This window comes from Petrotoga sp. 9PW.55.5.1, assembly GCF_003265365.1.
Lineage (GTDB): Bacteria > Thermotogota > Thermotogae > Petrotogales > Petrotogaceae > Petrotoga.
Genome location: NZ_AUPM01000031.1, coordinates 56,871 through 76,944 on the forward strand (window position 1 = coordinate 56,871; position 20,074 = coordinate 76,944).

The window sequence follows — 20,074 nt, forward strand, 5'->3', positions numbered from 1 at the left end:
TGAATGTTATTTGGTTTGATTGATAAAAATAAAAGTCTGATTAAAAGATACGCTAAGATAACTAAAAAGATAAATGAGCTAGAGAAAAGTATTCGATCATTAAGTGATAATGAATTGTCTGGAAAAACTGAAGAGTTCAAAAACAGAATCAATCAAGGGGAAAGTTTGGATAATTTATTGCCAGAGGCATTTGCCGTAGTCAGAGAAGCTTCACGAAGAACTGTTGGAATGAGGCATTTTGACGTCCAGTTAATGGGGGGTATAGCTTTACACGAGGGAAAAATAACAGAGATGAAAACGGGTGAAGGTAAAACGTTAGTTGCAACCCTTCCAATATATTTAAATGCTTTAACTGGGGAAAATGTTCACCTAGCAACTCACAATGATTATTTAGCTAAAAGAGATGCTCAATGGATGGGGCCAGTTTATGAGTTTTTGGGATTAAAAGTAGGGTTTATTCAGGCAAATATGGATAAGGAAGATAGAAGGAAAGCGTATGAAGCTAACGTGACCTATGGAACAGCAAATGAATTTGGATTTGATTATCTAAGGGATAATTTGGTTTATGAAAAAGGAGAAAAAGTTCAAAAGGGTCATTTCTTTGCAATTGTTGACGAAGCAGATTCTATATTGATAGACGAGGCAAGAACTCCACTCATTATTTCTGGACCATCTGATACACCATCTGAACTTTATCGAAGATTTGCCTCTCTTTCTAAGAGGTTTGTGCCTGATAAGGATTATACAATAGACGAGAAACAAAAGTCTTTGTCCCTGACAGAAGAAGGAATAAGTAAAGCAGAAAAACTGCTGTCTTTAGAGAATTTATACGATCCAAGTAATATTAAATACCTATTCCATCTTTTGAATGCCTTAAAAGCTATCAATTTTTTCAAAAGGGATAAAGATTATATAATTAAAGACGGAGAAGTAATTATAGTTGATGAATTCACAGGAAGGTTATTACCTGGAAGGAGATATTCTGAAGGTCTGCATCAAGCTATAGAAGCAAAAGAAGGAGTTAAAATAAAAGAAGAAAGTGTTACTTTTGCCACTATAACTTTCCAAAATTATTTTAGAATGTACAAAAAATTATCTGGTATGACTGGTACAGCCAAAACCGAAGAAGATGAATTCAAAGCTATTTATAATTCTGAGGTTGTAATAATACCTACTAATGAACCCGTAATAAGAGAAGATAGGAATGATTTAATATATAAAACAACAAAAGAAAAATATGAAGCAATTATTGATGAAATTGTGAATAGAAATAAAAAAGGGCAGCCTGTTTTGGTGGGAACTACTTCTATAGAAAACAGTGAAGTTTTAAGTGAAATGCTCAGAAAAAAAGGAGTACCTCATGAAGTTTTAAATGCAAAACAGCATGAAAGAGAAGCAGAAATCGTTGCTAAAGCGGGAGAGAAAAATGCGGTTACAATAGCTACTAATATGGCCGGTAGAGGTACAGATATAAAGTTGGGAGAAGGGGTAAAAGAACTCGGAGGTTTATTAGTATTAGGGACTGAAAGGCATGAGAGTAGAAGAATAGATAATCAGTTGATAGGTAGGGCTGGAAGGCAAGGAGATCCGGGAGAATCAATATTTATAATTTCTTTTGAAGATGATGTTTTAAGGCTCTTTGGTGGAGAGCGTATGAAGAACCTTATGAACGCTCTAAAAATAGAAGAAGGCCAACCAATTGAGCATAAAATGCTTAGTAAAGTTATAAGAGATGCTCAAAAGAAAATAGAAGGTATACATTTTTCAATTAGAAAGAGACTCTACGAATTTGACTCTGTGATGGATAAACAAAGAACCGTAATATATAATCATAGAGATTGGATACTGGAGCAAGATAATTATGACGAACATATAGAAGACATTATCAAAGATTTTGTGGAAAGGATAGTCACATCATCTTGGGATGAAAATGAAGAAAGAGTTGACAAAAAAGCTATAAACCAAAAGTTAAAACAATATTTAATTGTTTCTGATATAAAAGGAGAAACAATAGAAGAAGTAGAAAAGGAAGTTTTTGATCTTTTGTGGGAAAGATACAAATACAAAAAGGAAGAGTTTGGAGAAGATTTCAATAAAATAGCTAAATTTGTAATGCTTAGAATAATAGATGAAAAGTGGAGATATCATCTGGATTCAATTGAAGCTCTGAAAGAATCAGTTGGTTTAAGATCTTATGGGCAAAAAGATCCAGTTATGGAATTTAAAAAAGAATCTTACTTGATGTTTGATCAAATGGTCGATAGCATATACGATGAAATTGTTAATTATTTGATGAGGATAGTAAAAGTAGTTCCTGAAAAAGAAGAGAAAGAGGCAAAAAAGATATATGCAAACTTGAATTTCGTTCATAATAATAATAATTCTGCTATTGAAGGCTCAAATGATTCGAATAATTCTAAAAGTAAAGAAAATAAATCTGCCAATAAGATTAGAAAAAGATATAAAGTCAAAAGATAGAAAATATGAGGTGATCTGATGATAGAATATGAAATTAAAGTCAAAATTAGCGAACTTAGAGAAAGTTTTGAAAATTTAAAAGAGCTTTTTGACGTTCAAAAGGTAAAAAAAGAGATTCACAAGTTAGATAAAGAAATGATGGACCCAACGCTTTGGGACGATCCTCAAAGAGCTCAAAAGATTTCAAAAAGAGCTCAAGATTTAAAAAATGAATTACTTGAATTTAACAAGTTAGAAAGTGATTTTGAAGATCTAGAAATAGCTGTTGAATTATCTGATGAGGATCAAGGTATGACTAATCAAGTTGATGAAATATTAAAAGATATAGAAAAAAAGATTTCAGTTTTTAATATGAAAGCCTTGCTTTCAGGAGAGTATGATGATGCTAATGCTTTTTTAACAATACATCCAGGTGCTGGCGGTACAGAATCTCAGGATTGGACTTCAATGTTGTTTAGAATGTATACAAGATGGGCTGATAAAAATAATTTTAAAATAGAAACTATAGATTTCCAAGAGGGCGATGAAGCAGGTATTAAAAATGTTACCATTAAAATTTCTGGTGAATACGTTTATGGAAAACTTAGATACGAAAGTGGTGTACATCGATTGGTAAGAATTTCTCCTTTTGATTCAAATGCCAGAAGACACACCTCTTTTGCTTCTGTTTCTGTTATGCCTGAATTGGATGAAGATGTTGAAATAGAAATAAATATGGAAGAATTAAAGATTGATACATATAGATCTGGTGGAGCTGGCGGGCAGCATGTTAATAAAACTGATTCTGCAGTTAGAATAACTCATCTTCCAACAGGTATAGTTGTGGCAGTTCAAAATGAACGCTCGCAGCATCAGAATAAAGCAAATGCTTTGAAAATTTTAAAGTCCAAATTATACGAATTAGAGCAACAAAAAAATATTGAAGAAAGAATGAAAATTCGTGGAGAAGTTAAAGATATTTCTTGGGGAAATCAGATAAGGTCATATGTTTTGTATCCATATACTATGGTTAAAGATCATAGAACAGGGTATGAAACATCTAACGCCCAAGCAGTTTTGGATGGTGAAATAGACGGTTTTATAGAAGAAGAATTATTATTTTTTGCAAAATATAAATAAACGGCTAAGAAATAATTTGATTTTCAGTAAAAGAGGTGTATAATAATAACAAGGAAGTACGATAGTTTTCACAAAAGTGTAATGGTGGAAGAGAGTCTTTCTTATCTAATTACAGAAAAAGAAGGAATTTATGTCGATTGTACTGCTGGTGAAGGCGGACATATTAAAGCGATCATGCAGAAATGTGAAAATAAGGCAAAAGTAATAGGTGTTGATATAGATTATGAGGTTTTGGAGATAGCGGAACAAAAACTGAAAGAAATTTCTAATAATATTACCTTAATTAAATCATCTTATAAAGATATAGATATGGTTTTAGGTGGATTAGGCATAAAACAGGTTGATGGTTTTTTAATGGATTTAGGAGTTTCCACTTTTCAGCTTAAAGGTAAAAACAGGGGATTTTCTTTTCTAGATGATGAAGAGTTAGATATGAGAATGGATACAGAAGCCTCAAAGAATGCTGCTTACGTTGTTAATAATTATACTCAAGAAGAATTAAGGCGTATTATTTTCGAGTATGGGGAAGAAAAAAGATTTGCTAATAGCATAGCTAAAAGCATTTTGAAAAATCGTCCTATAAATACAACTCAAGAATTGGTATCAGCCATAAAAAAAGGACTCCCAAAATCTGAATTAGGGAATCGAAAAAGGCATTTTGCCACAAAAACTTTCCAGGCCATAAGAATTGAAGTTAATGATGAATTAAAGAATGTGGAGGATACACTTGCGAAATTCGAAAAATTTTTAAGAATCGGTGGAAGAGTAGTGATTATAACTTTCCATTCTTTGGAAGATAGGATAGTAAAAAATTTCTTTAAAAATAACAATAAATACATTTTTATTACTCAAAAGCCTATATTACCTTCAAAAGAAGAAATAATAAATAATCCTAGAAGTAGAAGTGCGAAATTAAGAGTGGCGGAGTTTGTAGGATAAGTTTATAGGGAAGTTTAGAAATAGGGGGAATTTTTATGGAAAAAGATACTCACATAAAGAGTCGGGAATTAGAAAGAACTAAAAGTAAAATTAAAGCTATAGATATAATTTTAATAGCATTGGTTTTTTTAGCTTTTTTAGCTGTTAGTATATGGGCGACAATATTTCTAAACTTTGGGAAAAATATTGAAAATTACAAAAATATAATTTCTAAGACTCAAATGGAAGTAAATAACTTGGAACAAAAAATAACAAAATTAGATTCTGATATTAATAAATATCTAGAGATTTTAAACCTAATGGAGAAGTAAATTACGTGGAATTAAAACGGATCATTTTTATCTTTGTGTTTGGTTTTTTGTACGTTTTCCTTATTTTCTTAACTTTCATATATAATAACTCTTTATCAAAAGACTTCGAAGAATTAGCTTCAATTTTAGAATCTCCTGAATATGCGCTGCTTTTAGACAGCGAAGGTAACACTCTTGTATATAATCAAAAAAAATATGAAGCATGGATAGATTTGGATTTTATGAAAAAAAGGAAAGAATATGAAAAGAACAAGTATTTATTGAATCAGAGATTTAATGAAGAGCAAATGCAGGATAAGAAATTTTTAAAATGGGGTGTCTATGACACGTACGAAGAAGCTTATATGGACCTAGGGGTTTTAAATAAATTTAGTAATATATATCCTGTAACTCAGAGAGTTTATAACGAACTATTTAATTTTGATCAATTAATTGGAAAAATAGGTAAAACGACTTATGGTATAGAACCTTTTTTGTTAGAGAAAGGGCTTCTAGAAAATCAAGATGAAATCCGTTTAAGTATCGATTTAGAACTTCAAAAGATTGTATATCAAGAGTTATTAAAGGCGGTAGAAAAGGAATCTGCCGAAGGTGGAACTGCAATAATAATGGAAAGTAATACTGGGAAAATTAAAGCTAGTGTTTCTTTATACCCTTGGAATATTGCATATATGGGTTATATTGAACCCGGTTCTACTTTAAAACCTTTATTAATAGCTCTTGCTTTGGATGAAAATATTGTAAATACAAACGATATTTTTTATTCTGGTTATGAATACTTTCCAACAGGTAAAAATAATTTTAGAGTAACCGAATCACAAGGTTATGGTTTTGGTGAAATTGGTCTAAAAGAAACTATTGTACATTCCTCGAATATAGTGATCTCAAAAATTATGAATGAAATTCTCAAAGAATTTTCTAATCAATGGCTTTATCAAAAACTAATAAATTTTGGATTTGGTGCTAAAACAGGGGTAGAATTTAAAGGAGAAATAAATGGGATTTTACCTCTACCCAATACTTGGTATGAAATAACTCCTTATCAGATTTCTTTAGGTCAAGGGATAGGGACCACCCCCATACAGTTGGTTTCTGCATTTAATGTTTTTGCAAACAATGGAAAGTATGTCCAACCAAGTTTTTTAGAAGATACAAGTACACTAAAAAGGCAAGTCATATCAGAACCAACTACTGATATAATAAAAGATTGGCTAGGTTATACAGTAATTGAAGGAACAGCAAAAAAAGCTTACAAAGAAGGACTTAGAATTGGTGGAAAAACAGGGACTGCTCAAAAGGCTCAAAGCGGGGTAGGATATATAAAAGGGAGCTATTATTCCTTGTTTGTAGGATTTTATCCATTGGTTGATCCAAAATATACCGCACTGATAGTAATAGATAACCCAAAAGAAGAATTTTATGGTGGGGAAGTAGCTGCCCCAGTTTTGAAAGATATTTTTTATCGCTATACGAAAGAAAAGGGAATTGAAACGTCAGAAAGTAAAAAAGTATATTATAACAATATTATGCCTGATTTAACAGGGTTTTCAGTTGTAGAGGCTTATAATATTCTTTTAAATATGGGAATAAATGGCAAGGACATAATCATCATAGGTAATGGTGATAAAGTTGTTTCTCAATCTATTAGTCCAAACAAATATATCGATGATTCAAAAATTATAGAATTATATGCTTTTAAATGAAGGAGAATGTGACTTGTCAAGAATTTTGTTATTAGGGAACTCATCTATCAAAAAAAGAATGAAAATCGAAGAAATCAAAAAAAATAATCAGGATGCAGAATTTATAAGGCTTTTTCCTGAAAATTATTCATCAGAAAATTTTAGTAATATCTTTACTATGGGAGATTTGTTTTCAAAAAAAAAGATCATAATAATTTCTGATTTTGATAAATATAATATTTCACAACAAGAAAAAATAGCAAGATTGATAAACCAGGTAGGAGAAGCTTTTAAAGGTTTTATTATATTAGAAAGTCAGAATGAAACGAAAATTCTAAAAAGCATAAAATTTGAAATAAAGGTTGATGCAAATCAACCACCACCTTGGAAAGAGGATTTGTGGATCAATTATTTAAAAGAAATAGCGAATAAATTCAGCAAGAATTTAAACGATGAAGCAGCTGAAAAATTAATCCAAATTGTTGGTAAAAATGAAGAGTTACTTTATGAAGAAGTTAAAAAGTTGTCGATATATTCAAAAAGTAACGATATTTTAAGTCAAGAAATTCAAGAAATATCTTCCGTTTTTTCAACTGTAAATTTAGAAGAATTATGTTATGAATTAGCTAGAAAAAACCAAAAAAAAGTACAAGACGAATTTCAAAAAGCAGTTTCATCTTCAAATTTTACATCAATTGGCATGCTAGGATATATGAATAGGTATTTTTTGGATTTGTATTCTGTTATATTATATGGAGAAAACAAAAAATACTATACATGGCCTGAAATAGCTAAAATAAGTAAAGAAAGTCAAGTTTCACAGCAAAGGGTTGCTTCTTTTTTAGGTTATAATTTCAAAAGTGATAAAACAAAAAAAACCAATTTAGAAAATATGTATTCTACTATTTCTTTAGGGAAAATAATAATAGAGCTAGAAAAATTGGATAGATCTTTAAAGGCTGGAGGAGATGCAAAAGTTCTTCTCGCTTCCTTTTTTCACGATTTTTGTACAGATAAGTTATGAAAGATCCTTCTTTACAATATTTCTAATTGATTTAGGCAATTTAATAACAAAGGTTGTTCCTTGTCCTGTACTCGATTCGACTGAAACAGATCCCTTCAAATTTTCTAAGTTTCTTTTGACTATAGCAAGTCCCAAACCACTTCCAGGTTTTTCCTTTGAAAGCCTAAAAAAGGGTTTAAAGATATCCTTTATTTTTTCTTTAGGGATGCCCGGACCCGTATCTTTTACAGTAATCACAAAATGTTTTGTATAATTATCAAATTCAATATTTACACTAACGGATCCTTGATCAGTATATTTTATGGCATTACCAATGACATTAACTAATACTTGCTTAAGTTTTGTTTCATCGGTTTCGATCTCTTTTGGGATATTTGTGGGGTAATTTAAATTAATCTCAAGATCGGGAGAAGCAGTCAATTCTAACATAGATAATACCTCATAAACTACTTTTTTCAAATCAATCTTTTTCAATTTTAGGTGAGTTTCCCTGTTCAACTTGTTAAATGTTGAAATATCATCTATGAGTGAATTCATATGCTTTGCTGAGAATAGCATCTTCTTTACAATATTTTTAATTTCGCTAGTTTCTAACTCAGTATTATTCAATATAGTCTCAGCAAAACCGATAATGGCAGTTAAAGGTGTCCTTAATTCATGGCTTATGAAACTTAAGTAATCAGAATTCAACTCTAAAGTTTCTTTCTCAGCATCTCTTAAGAATTTTAAAGTTAAAAAAATAGATGCTAAGTTACTAAACATTCTAATCATTTTTTTTGAATCATCAGAAAACGAATTAACATTGAAACTATCAATGTAAATGTGACCTATTATTCTCTCTTTATTTTTAAGTGCTGAAATTAAAGTAACCATATTGTTATTTTCATGATGTATCTTTTTGCTTATTTTATACAAATCCGTTTCCGGGGAGTTATAATCTAGAATATCTTTAACTTCCATAAATTCTTTATCCAAATGTTCGTTAATATATGACTCATTTAATGGAACAATCATATCTTTAATTAAACTTTGATCATACCCCATGCCAACTATGGCTTTATACAGCGCTCCTTCGATTAACCAGATTGAACCATACTCAGCCTCTGGGATTATTTTAATAGCGATCTTCAAAATCTTAGATAAAAAATCTTTTTCGGACTCATCCCAGTTTATTTCTTGTAATAATTCAACCATTTCTTGGAAAGATTCAATATAATATTCTTTTTCTATTTGTTTTTGCATGAGATATAATTCTCCCCCTAACGTTTTGTAAAATGTTTGTCACATTAATTATATCATAAATTTAAAAAATATATGTACTTACAGAAAATAATAATATAGGAACTTTAAAATAAACTTAAAAAAGCGAGCTTTTATTGCTCGCTTTTAAAATATTTATTTAATATGGCGGGGACGACGGGACTCGAACCCGCGGCCACCGGTGTGACAGACCGGCATGATAACCATCTTCACCACGTCCCCTTATAAGCTATTTTATTTTATCATAAAAAACGATCTTTGTAAAGATTTTTTCTTTAAAAATAATTAATAAAAACAAAAAATTATATATTTATTTGGAGAATATAATTATTCATTGTGCATTTTAAATGATTGACAAAGGTACAAATTATAGTATAATAGAAAATGACTAAATTTTGCAATTCGATTTTTTTATGCCGGTGTGGCTCAACGGTAGAGCGGCTCATTCGTAATGAGTAGGTTGGGGGTTCAAATCCCTTCACCGGCTCCATAAAACATTAATAAAAAATAATTTAGCGTCTAAAGGCGCTATTTTATTTTTATAAAAAAGATTTTTTGCAAAGGGATTGATTAAAATGGTGCTTCTGGATTTTGAGAAGAAAGTATTGGGGTTTATTAAAGACTATAAAATTTTTAACAAATATGATAAAATATTATTAGGAGTTTCTGGTGGAAAAGATTCCATGTCTTTGTTTTATACAATGCATAAATTGTCGAAAATTATAGGATTTGAAATCTCTGTAGTTCATTTGAATCATGGAATGAGAGAAGAAGCTATAAAAGACGAAAATTTTGTTAGAGAAAAATGTGAAAATATCGGTGTTCGTTTCATTTCTGAAAAAAAAGATGTCTTTCAATATTCTAAAAAGAACAAAGTTGGAATTGAGGTTGCGGGAAGAAGTTTGAGATATGAATTTTTTTATAGAACGTTAAGGAAATTAGATTATAATAAAATTGCTACAGCCCATCATATGGATGATTTAGTTGAAACACTTTTTTATAGAATATTACGTGGTACGGGGATTTATGGATTAGGTGGTCTTGTTCCTATAGAAGGTGAATTAGCAAAACCTATGTTGTGTGTTAATTTGGAAGATATAAAAAATTATGTTACAATTAATAATATAGAGTATGTGGAAGATAGTTATAATTATTCTCTAGATTATTCAAGAAATAAGATTAGGCAGAATATTGCTCCATTGTTCGAACAAATTAATATAAAATATAGTCAGAGTTTTTTTAGATTAGCAAAAATAGTATGGAAGTATAGAGAAGAAATTAAGAAAAAATTTAATGAAAGAAGTAAAACATCCCAAGATCTTATTAGTATAGAGTTAATAGGAGATTTTTTTGATAAAGAGGTTCTAAGATATGCTTTTCTAAAACTAGGACAATACCCTCCAAATATGGAAGAAACTGAAAAGATAATTGAAATGCGAAATGGAGGTATTAGAAGGATAAATAAAATTAATTTGGTAAAAAAGGGAAATTGTATTGAATTACGTCGTTAATGGATTTTGGAATTAAGAGGAGGTTTCTTTATTTGGAAAAAAATAATAAAAATAAATCTAAAGTCTACGGGCTTTTATTTATATATGTATTAATAGGAGTTTTGATCTTCTTCGGGGTTAACAGTATTATATCCTCTGAAGATGTAACACAAATAGAATACAGCCAGCTAATAAGTATGGCCGAAGATGACAAGATAATATCTTTAGAAATTGAAGATTCTGGTTATGTGCGAGCCCGAGATTTGAATGGACTTTATTATAAGACTTATGCCCCGAATTTTCTGACAGATCAACAGTATGTTTATGGATTAGCAAGTCGAGGAATAGAAATAAAATATGTAAATAGTCTTGAAAACAGTTGGTGGGTCTCTATTCTCACATTACTTTTACCCATTTTTTTACTTCTTTTCATGTTTTCCTTCTTGTTTCGATCAAGGGGAGGAGCCGCTGGGCAGAGTATGAATTTTATAAAGAGTCCTGCTAAAAAATATGAAAATAAAAAAAACAAGGTTTCTTTTAATGATGTAGCAGGAGTTAAAGAAGCAAAAGAAGAGTTAACTGATGTTATAAAGTTCCTTAAAAATCCTAAAACATTTAATAAGTTAGGGGCTAGAATGCCAAAAGGTGTTCTTTTGGTTGGACCACCTGGAACAGGTAAAACATTATTGGCGAGGGCCGTTGCTGGTGAAGCAGAAGTACCTTTTTTCTATATTAGTGGTTCGGATTTCGTTGAGCTTTTTGTTGGTGTAGGAGCTGCAAGAGTTAGGGACCTTTTTAATCAGGCAAAAGCTAATGCGCCCGCTATAATTTTTATTGATGAAATAGATGCTGTTGGTAGACAGAGAGGAGCTGGTCTTGGGGGAGGGCACGATGAAAGAGAGCAAACACTCAACTCTATATTGGTTGAGATGGATGGTTTTGATCCTAGCATTGGAATAATTGTAATGGCAGCCACTAATAGAGCAGATGTACTTGATAAAGCTTTATTAAGACCCGGAAGATTTGATAAAAAAGTTGTTGTGGATAGACCAGATGCACAGGGCAGGAAAGAAATTTTAAAAATTCATTTTAGGGGTAAAAAGATTTCTCCAGATATGGATTTGGATGTTTTAGCTAAGATAACCCCTGGTTTTGTCGGTGCAGATCTAGAAAATTTAGTCAATGAAGCAGCACTTCTTGCAGCCAGAAGCGGTAAAAAATATATTACAATGAAAGATTGTGAAGAAGCTGTTGAAAGAGTTTTAGCGGGTCCAGAGCGTAAAACTAGAATACTAACTGATCAGGAGAAGGAAGTAGTAGCATATCATGAATTGGGACATGCTTTATTAGGAACACTTTTACCTAATTCAGATCCTGTTCATAAAGTTACAATCATACCAAGGGGATATGCCGCTTTAGGTTATACTCTGCAATTGCCAACAGAAGATAGGTATTTAATGAGTAAGTCCGAATTATTGGATGATATAGTAGTAATGTTAGGTGGTAGAGCTGCAGAAGAAATAATATTTGAAGAAATTACCAGCGGAGCTGAAAACGACTTAAAAAGAGCAACTGAAATGGCACGAAGAATGGTAGAAAGCTATGGAATGAGTGAAAAAATAGGACCCGTTTTCTGGGGAAGCGAAAGTGAAGAGACATTCTTAGCTCGAGAACTTTTTAGAGAAAAGAATTATTCTGACGAAACAGCGAAAGAATTAGATTCAGAGGTAAAAAGAATTATTAATTATAGTTATGAAAAGGCAAAAAAAATATTAAATGAGAATAGAAAAAAATTGGAGATCATTACGCAATATCTTTTAAAAGTTGAAACTATAAATGGCAAAGAGTTAAAAGATTTATTAAGCAAAGATATAGATGATTTAAAGGATTTTGTTGATAATTTTGGAGATTCTTCAATAATTCAAGAAGAAGTCCGGGTGATAAATTATGAATACACAACTAGAAAAAATAAATTTACTGAAGGATAAAGAGTTCAATTACTCTTTTAAAGTTAAGGATGAAAGTTACTTATGGTCAGAGGATCAAGAAGTATTGCAATTTGGTGCCTTAAGCACAACCGCCCTTATGGCAGAGATTCATAAGTGTTGTTATGATATTCTTAAAAATGTGTTGGACGATAACCAAGTTGCAGTTGTTTCACATAGTTGCATAGACCATTTATCTTCAACACCTTATTCTTTTAAAGTTTTTATAAAATTTAAAATAACACAGGTTGTTCAGAATAGAGTCTATTTCGAAGGTGAGGTTTTTGATGAAATTAATAAAATAGCGACATTCAAAGTTGTAAGAAATATTGTTTCTAAAAGGATTTTGAAAAAGAATTTAAATCTTAAAATGGAAAGTATAAATTTTTCTGGTCAATTACCTAATAATAACACACACTAGAAATCATATGACAGAAAAGTACAAAAATACATCCAAAGGGGGGAATTAAAAGTGGCAAAAAGAAGTATTATGATAGTAGAAGACGATCCAGCGATCTCTGAAATGTTATCCTTGAATTTAAGTAAAGAAGGTTACGAAGTAATAACGGCCGTTTCGGCAGATGAAGCTTTGAAGAAATTAGAAGAAAAAGAAGCGGATTTTTTCATTGTAGATATTATGTTACCAGGTTCAATGGATGGATTTGATTTAATAAGAATATTGAAATCCAGTGAAGAACATCGTAATGCACCTGTATTGATATTAAGTGCAAAAGATGATGCAGCAGATAAAGTAGCAGGACTAGAACTAGGTAGTGATGATTATGTTACTAAACCTTTCAATGTAAGAGAGTTGATTGCCCGAATTAAAAGTATCTTTAGAAGACAAATTGCTTCAGCTCAAATGAAAGAGGAAGGGCCTAAGAAAATAACTGCAAAAGATTTGATAATTGATACAGAAAGATTGGAAGTGTGGGTAAGAGGAAAGCCGGTTAGTCTTACTCCTCTAGAATTTGATTTATTAGTTTTTCTTGCAAAAAATGAAGGTAAAGTTTTTAGTCGAGATGTTTTACTGGACAAGTTGTGGGGATATGATTATTATGGAGATACAAGAACAGTTGATGTTCATATTAGAAGGTTAAGGACAAAGATCGAAGAAGATCCATCAAATCCAAAGTATATCATAACAGTAAGAGGTAAGGGATATAAATTCAGAGATCCTGGGAAAGAAAGAGATTATTAGTTAAATATTAAAAATGGCAGAGGGATATTCCTCTGCCATTTTTCCTACTACTTTTAATAAGTTAGGTGAGGAAGTTTGACCTATGTATATATTTTAATTATCATTTTGTTAATTATCTTAAATATATTACTTTTCTTAGCATATTATAGGAAAAAACAGGAAGAAAAGTCTTATAAACAACTTAAAAATGAAATTGCGAAAAGCATCGACCTAAATATAAAAAACCCTGTTAATGATTTCCTTCTTCATCAATTGAATTTTTTCATTCAAAATCTTCAAGAAAAATATAAATCTGAAAAAAACAAAAGAAGGAATATTTTTTCGATTTTAGATAATCTTTCAGAGGGAGTAATTTTGGTTTCCATAAATCACGATGAGATTATTAGAGTAGATTTTGCTAATTCTTTTGCAAAAAATATTTTTAATACTGAAGAATTTGTTGGAAGGACTTTAACAGAAGTAATCGATAATCATAATTTGATTGAACTGGCTCTAAAAAGTTTTAAAATTAACGATAATGTAGATGAAGATATATCGTTTTATTATCCAGAGAAAAAATATTTCAGGTGTCAAGTAAAATCAATCGGTGTAGAAAATTATAGGGTAATAATTTTATTAGATATTACTAAAGAGAAGAATTTAGAGAATTTAAGAAGGGAATTCTTAACCATAATGTCTCATGAAATGAGGACTCCTTTATCAGTTATCAGTGGTTATTTAGAAACAGTTTTAAATGAACCTAATCTTGATGAAGAAATATATATCTCATTAAAAAAAGTAGAAGAAGAAACTTCTCGTTTAACGCGAATGTTTAATGATTTACTTGATATTGAGCGATTAGAAAAGAATATTGGAGAAGAAAAACGATTTGTTTATTTTAATTTTTCAAATACAATAAAAAGGGCCTATGATTTCTTTAAAATCGTGTCCGACAATTTATTTGTAGAGTTCGAAAAACAAGTTGAAGAAGATATATATATATTTGGAAATGAAGATAGATTATTACAAGTAGTGTATAATATTTTAGACAATTCTTTTAAGTTTACCTCTTTAAAAGAAAAAGGACAAAAAAAAGTATGGTTAAGATTATATCAGAGTAGCAACGAAGTTATTTTAGAAATTGAAGATACCGGAATAGGGATTCCTTCTAAAGAGATGAAGAAAATTTTTAACTTATTCTATCGAGTAGACAAGTCTAGAACAAGGCAAGTTCCAGGTTTGGGGATTGGTCTATATATTGTAAAAACCATACTAGAATCTCATGGAGCTAGAATATACTTGGATAGTGAAGAAAATAACGGAACATTATTTCAAATAATTATTCCGACTAATAAAAATGCTTTGAATAGAACAGAAAAATCATTTTAATATTCTTCATAGGAGGTTATTTGCTTTGAGGCCATACGATATAATTAAAACCAAAAGAGATAAAGGGAGAAATACTCGAGAAGAGATAGAATTTATGATAAAGGGATATTTGGATAATATTATACCTGATTATCAAATATCTGCATGGTTGATGGCAATATTTTTTAATCATTTAAACGAAGAAGAAAGTTTTAATCTTACAGATGTAATGTTAAAAAGTGGGGACTTAATAGATTTATCTCAAATAAAGGGTAAAAAAATAGATAAACATTCTACTGGAGGAGTTGGAGATAAAACTACATTAGCAATAGCCCCAATGGTAGCTACATTAGGTATTAAAGTAGCAAAGCTTTCGGGAAGGGCTTTAGGTCATACCGGGGGAACTATTGATAAATTAGAAGCCATTCCAGGTTTTAGATCTTCTTTAAGTACCCAAGAGTTTATTAAAATAGCCAATGACGTGGGGGTTGTTGTCGCTGGTCAAACAGGAAATATTGCTCCGGCAGATAAAAAATTGTATTCATTGAGAGATGCAACCGCTACAGTTGAAGAATTATCCTTAATTGCTTCAAGTATAATGAGTAAAAAACTTGCAGTGTTAAGTGATGGTATTGTTTTAGACATTAAAGTAGGGTCTGGGGCCTTTATGAAAGATATTGACAAAGCTAAAGAACTAGGAAGAATTATGTTGAATATTTCAAAGAAATATAATAAAAAGGCAGTGGCTCTGATAACTAATATGAATCAACCTTTAGGGAACAAAATAGGTAATGCTTTAGAAGTATTAGAAGCTATAGAAACCGTTAAAGGAAATGGTCCAAGAGATTTCAGCAAACTGTGTTTAGAATTATCCGCCTATATGGTAGAATTATCTGGTATAATACCCTATAAAGAAGCTAAAGAAAAATTGAAGAAAAATATAGAAGATGGATCAGTAAAGGAAAAAATGAAAGAGTGGATAAAGGCCCAAGGTGGGAATGAACTTGTAGTTGAAGAACCTTATAAATACTTAGAGATATCCGAAAATGTTGTAGAGTTTTCCTCCCCCCAAAAGGGTTATATAACAAGTATAAATACAGAAAAAGTAGGTTCCGCTTCAATGGTTTTGGGTGCAGGAAGAGAAAAGAAAGAGGATGCTATCGATACAACCGTAGGAATAGAAATATTGAAAAAACTTGGTGATAGAGTGGAAAAGGGAGAACCCATAGCTAAGTTGTATGTTGGTTCTAAAAGTCATGTAGATAACTCCTTAAAATTTTTAAAAGAAGCTTATAAGATAGAAGAACAATTACCCGAAAATTTAGAAAATAAAGTAATTTTTGATGTCTTATTTAATTGAAAAGGTAAGATTATGGAGGATCATTATTTGATGAAAAAATATTTCACATTGTTTTTGTTTCTTTTTATAGCTATAATTTCGTTAGCGGCTGAAGCGGTATTTTTGTTTGAGTCGCGATCTCCAGTTACTATCGATGCTATTAAAAACCAAGGTAATTTTTATGTAAAAGTTGATGATCTTGTTTACTTTGATTCAATGGTAATTAACCGTACTTCTAGGATTATATATATTATATATAACAAAGATGTTTTAGAAATAAGTTTGAACGATTATTATTCCAAGTTAAATTTTATAAATAAATATGATGACTCTGTTCTCATATTGGGTAAAGATGTATACTTAAGAGAAGATGCTTTATCAGCTTTTTTGAAATTGAACACTTTTAAAAATCTTGATACAATATATTTTTATTCCAGAGTTCCTAAAATTACTGACTTAAAAGTTGGAACTAATCAAATAGATATTTCTTTTAACACAGAACTACCAAATAACTCTATAACTCTAACCCAAATATCACAAGAAAATGGCTATTTACTAAGTATAAAACCTATATCTCCCTTAGAAAAAATACCCGCTAACGTAGATTATTCTTATTCCAACAACACTGTTTATTTAAAATTCAGAAGCGATTTTAGTTACGATATAATTCTAGAAGGAGAAAATTTAAGTATTGTTATGCAAAGTGATCTTCTTACAGATGGTTTATTAAAGTCAGATACAGCAACTAGTCAAACAAGAGATGGTTTTAAATATGTGGAAAGAGTAGAGGAATTAAACGGTCAAAAGTTAAAAATATATATGGCGACAATAGATCCAAGAAAATATGAAGTAAAAATTGATTTAAACCAATTGGGTGTTCGTTCGGATGTAGCTACATACTTAAATGATAAAAATCCTCTTTTTTCAGTAAACGCTTCCTTTTTTGATCCACAAACTTTAGAACCTGTGGGTAATATAATGTCTGAAGGGGAGTTATTACATTTAAGTTCTTATTCGAGACCAGCTTTTATTATTTCAAAAAATTCTAATGCCGATATAGATTATATAAAATTAGAATATCAAATGAAGATCAACAATTTATTATTTTGGGTGAAGTCAATAAATTCAAATTGGAAAGGTGATGTAAAGTTATACACCCATCATTATAAAGGCGATATTTTCGAACAACCCGAAGCATATTCCTTTTTGTTATTAGATAAAAACGATAAAATAATTTCTAAAAACAAAAATATTCCCAGAGAAAATGAAAAGTTATTAGCTATAGATAAAAAGTATGAAAAATATCTCTCTAGTATATCAATCGGAGACCAAGTTGAATTTACTTTAAACAAAAGTGAAAACTTGTTATCTGATCCAGTTTTACTTATAGAAGGAGGACCTATTTTATTAAATCCTGATTTTAATGATGAACAAATACAGGCAGAGAAAAGAAGTTATTCTAATGGAATAATATATAGTAAAAGTCCTAGAAGTCTAGTAGCGATAGATAATCAAGGGAATGTAAATTTGATGGTAATTGAGGGGTATGATAACCCCGATGTCGGAGTTACATACGATGAAGCAAGAAATTTGCTAATAAATATGGGGAATTTTACAAAAGCAATGTTATTAGATGGAGGAAGTTCCTCTATAGTATATTATGATGGCAAGATACAAAATTATAAAGACGGAAAAACAAGAAGCAATATACCTGTACTTATCAGTGTCTATGAAAAATGATATCTCATAGATATACAAATAGCTTAAGAGATGGAGGGGTAATATGAGAGAATATAAAGCAGAAGAAAAAAGAATTGTAGGATTTTTTGGACATCATGGGTGTGGAAAAACTACGCTTATGGATGATATCCTAGTAAATTATGATTCAGCTGACAGGATAGGTCAAAGATACTTAGATAAGGATCCTGTAGAAAAAGAAAAGGGAGCAACATTTTCCAACCATATATTTTCAATTGATTTAGATAATACGAGAACTTATTTCTTTGATACCCCCGGTTCTTTGGATTTCATTGGTGATATACAGATTGCCATGAACACAGTTGACAATGTAGTTATAGTAATTAACGCATCATCTGGAATAGAAGTAACTACCGAAAGAATTTGGAATATGACTCGTGATTTTAATAAACCTGTGATGATTTTTATAAACCAAATGGACAAAGAAGAAGCAAACTATGAATCTCTAATTCAAGAGCTCAAAGAAACTTTTGAAGATGGGATTAGGGTGGTTCCTTTTCAAGTTCCTATGGGAAAAGGAAGTAATTTCAAAGGAACCGTGAACCTTTTATCAAAAGAAACATTTATCTATGAAGGAAATAGCGGTAAAGCAATAAAACAAAGTGAACTACCTGAAGAAAGCAAGGAACTTTTTGAAACATATAGATCTGAATTAATCGAGGATATTGTTGAAAATAATGAAGAACTTATGGAAAAGTATTTTGAATCTGGAGAGGAAGGATTAACCCAAGAAGAGCTAGTTTCAGCGCTTCATAAAGCTTACGATGAAAATAAAATTATACCAGTATTTATAGGATCAGCAACTAAGAATATTGGCATTGATCAACTTTTAGAAGCTATTGAGAAATTTGGTATGACTACCTCTGAAAGAAAATTCTTTACGGAAAATGGTGAGGAAATAAGCCCCAGTCAAGAAGATTCTTTCTTAGGTCTTTTTGTTAAAAATGAAGTAGATCCTTTCGTTGGTAAACTTACATATTTAAGAGTTTTAAGGGGATCTTTAAAAGCTGGATCTACAATTTACGTAGTTGAAGAAAACTCGAGAGAAAAAATATCTCATTTAACTATACCTAGATTTGAAAAAAATGAAGAAATTGAACAAGCTGGAGTTGGAGATATCTTAGTTATTCCAAAACTGAAATCAGGTAAAATCAATCAAACTGTTTCGGGAGAAGAATCGAATATCAAGTTAAAATTACCTGAATTTCCTGAACCAATGATTTCTAAGTCAATTTCTCCAAAGTCCAAAAATGAAATTGATAAGATTACTGAATCGTTAGCAAAAATCGCTGACTCTGATCCTACTTTTAAGTGGGAATTTGATCCTGAAATCGGAGAAACAGTTATAAGTGGAATGGGTAGCATCCATTTAGAAATTATGGTAGAAAAACTCAAAAAGAACTTTGGGATTGATTTTGAAGTAGGAAAACCCAAGATTGCTTACAAAGAAACTATTAGAAGCAAATCTCAAGCAGAATATAAACACAAGAAACAAACAGGCGGTCATGGACAATACGGACACGTTAAAATAGAAATAGAACCGTTAGAAAGAGGAAAAGGGTATGAGTTTGTTGATAAGATAGTAGGAGGAGTAATTCCTAAAAACTTTATTCCTTCAGTAGATAAAGGAATTAGAGAGGCCATTAAAAAGGGAGTATTAGCGGGATTCCCAGTTGTGGATATTCGTGTTACTCTTTTCGACGGTTCTTATCATGAAGTGGATTCTTCAGATATTTCATTTCAAATAGCCGCAAGACATGCTTTTAAAATAGCTATGGAAAGCGATAATCCAGTTATTTTAGAACCTATAATGCATGTTGAGATATTTTTACCAACAGAAAATACAGGGGATGTTATAGGTGAAATAACAGCAAAAAGAGGAAGACCGTTAGGAATGGAATCGGTAGGTAAAGGATACGATAAAATACTAGCAGAAATTCCTTTAGCAGAAATGTTGGATTTTTCACCTAGACTTAGTTCGATATCTTCAGGGAAAGCTTATTTTACTATGAAATTTTCTCATTATTCTGAAGTTACACCTGATATTCAAAATAAAATTATAGAAGAAAGAAAAAGAGAAGAAGAATCAGAAAAGTAAAATGGGGCTTTTGCCCCATTTTTGAATTAAGGATATAAACTGC

The 20,074-nt window shown here is 30.7% G+C and carries 15 protein-coding genes and 2 tRNA genes; 15 read left to right on the forward strand and 2 right to left on the reverse strand.

The window, feature by feature from the left end:
* The first annotated feature begins 3 nt into the window (after window positions 1–3).
* The 6 genes from secA to PW5551_RS04745 are packed head-to-tail and all read left to right on the forward strand — an operon-like array spanning window position 4 to window position 7,553.
* Entirely contained in the window at window positions 4–2,478 is a 2,475-nt protein-coding gene (gene secA, locus PW5551_RS04720) for a preprotein translocase subunit SecA (protein WP_113074644.1), read from the forward strand.
* 18 nt (window positions 2,479–2,496) lie between these two features.
* A complete protein-coding gene (prfB, locus tag PW5551_RS04725; protein WP_113074645.1) occupies window positions 2,497–3,597 on the forward strand; it encodes a peptide chain release factor 2 in 1,101 nt (366 codons plus the stop codon).
* A gap of 45 nt (window positions 3,598–3,642) precedes the next feature.
* Entirely contained in the window at window positions 3,643–4,536 is an 894-nt protein-coding gene (gene rsmH, locus PW5551_RS04730) for a 16S rRNA (cytosine(1402)-N(4))-methyltransferase RsmH (RefSeq protein ID WP_113074646.1), read from the forward strand.
* 35 nt (window positions 4,537–4,571) lie between these two features.
* Entirely contained in the window at window positions 4,572–4,847 is a 276-nt protein-coding gene (locus PW5551_RS04735) for a hypothetical protein (protein WP_113074647.1), read from the forward strand.
* A 5-nt stretch (window positions 4,848–4,852) separates the two neighbouring features.
* Complete coding sequence (locus PW5551_RS04740) at window positions 4,853–6,550, forward strand: penicillin-binding transpeptidase domain-containing protein (RefSeq protein ID WP_113074648.1); 1,698 nt, start codon at window positions 4,853–4,855, stop codon at window positions 6,548–6,550.
* A gap of 13 nt (window positions 6,551–6,563) precedes the next feature.
* On the forward strand, window positions 6,564–7,553 hold the full coding sequence (locus tag PW5551_RS04745) for a DNA polymerase III subunit delta (RefSeq protein ID WP_158526139.1): 990 nt from the start codon (window positions 6,564–6,566) through the stop codon (window positions 7,551–7,553).
* On the opposite strand, the gene PW5551_RS04750 is transcribed toward PW5551_RS04745, so the two are convergent.
* Together PW5551_RS04750 and PW5551_RS04755 are read right to left on the reverse strand one after the other, a co-directional pair.
* A complete protein-coding gene (locus PW5551_RS04750; protein ID WP_113074650.1) occupies window positions 7,548–8,795 on the reverse strand; it encodes a HAMP domain-containing sensor histidine kinase in 1,248 nt (415 codons plus the stop codon). The genes PW5551_RS04745 and PW5551_RS04750 overlap by 6 nt on opposite strands.
* A gap of 163 nt (window positions 8,796–8,958) precedes the next feature.
* Window positions 8,959–9,035: transfer RNA gene (locus PW5551_RS04755), tRNA-Asp, on the reverse strand.
* 193 nt (window positions 9,036–9,228) lie between these two features.
* Here PW5551_RS04755 and PW5551_RS04760 point away from each other — a divergent pair.
* The 9 genes from PW5551_RS04760 (at window position 9,229) to fusA (ending at window position 20,031) form a co-directional block, all read left to right on the forward strand.
* Window positions 9,229–9,303, forward strand: a tRNA-Thr gene (locus PW5551_RS04760).
* A gap of 85 nt (window positions 9,304–9,388) precedes the next feature.
* The gene (gene tilS / locus PW5551_RS04765) at window positions 9,389–10,324 is read left to right on the forward strand and encodes a tRNA lysidine(34) synthetase TilS (RefSeq protein WP_113074651.1); all 936 of its coding nucleotides are present in this window, start codon (window positions 9,389–9,391) and stop codon (window positions 10,322–10,324) included.
* A 32-nt stretch (window positions 10,325–10,356) separates the two neighbouring features.
* Window positions 10,357–12,291, forward strand: a complete 1,935-nt coding sequence (ftsH, locus tag PW5551_RS04770) for an ATP-dependent zinc metalloprotease FtsH (RefSeq protein WP_304598337.1) — start codon at window positions 10,357–10,359, stop codon at window positions 12,289–12,291.
* Window positions 12,251–12,709, forward strand: a complete 459-nt coding sequence (locus tag PW5551_RS04775) for a thioesterase family protein (protein ID WP_113074653.1) — start codon at window positions 12,251–12,253, stop codon at window positions 12,707–12,709. Before ftsH ends, PW5551_RS04775 begins: the two co-directional genes overlap by 41 nt.
* 51 nt (window positions 12,710–12,760) lie before the next feature.
* Complete coding sequence (locus PW5551_RS04780) at window positions 12,761–13,489, forward strand: response regulator transcription factor (RefSeq protein ID WP_113074654.1); 729 nt, start codon at window positions 12,761–12,763, stop codon at window positions 13,487–13,489.
* A gap of 75 nt (window positions 13,490–13,564) precedes the next feature.
* Entirely contained in the window at window positions 13,565–14,857 is a 1,293-nt protein-coding gene (locus PW5551_RS04785; RefSeq protein ID WP_113074655.1) for a cell wall metabolism sensor histidine kinase WalK, read from the forward strand.
* A gap of 25 nt (window positions 14,858–14,882) precedes the next feature.
* Entirely contained in the window at window positions 14,883–16,196 is a 1,314-nt protein-coding gene (locus PW5551_RS04790) for a thymidine phosphorylase (RefSeq protein WP_113074656.1), read from the forward strand.
* A 30-nt stretch (window positions 16,197–16,226) separates the two neighbouring features.
* Complete coding sequence (locus PW5551_RS04795) at window positions 16,227–17,915, forward strand: phosphodiester glycosidase family protein (RefSeq protein WP_158526140.1); 1,689 nt, start codon at window positions 16,227–16,229, stop codon at window positions 17,913–17,915.
* Window positions 17,916–17,958: 43 nt separating this feature from the next.
* Complete coding sequence (gene fusA, locus PW5551_RS04800) at window positions 17,959–20,031, forward strand: elongation factor G (protein WP_113074658.1); 2,073 nt, start codon at window positions 17,959–17,961, stop codon at window positions 20,029–20,031.
* Window positions 20,032–20,074: the final 43 nt, after the last annotated feature.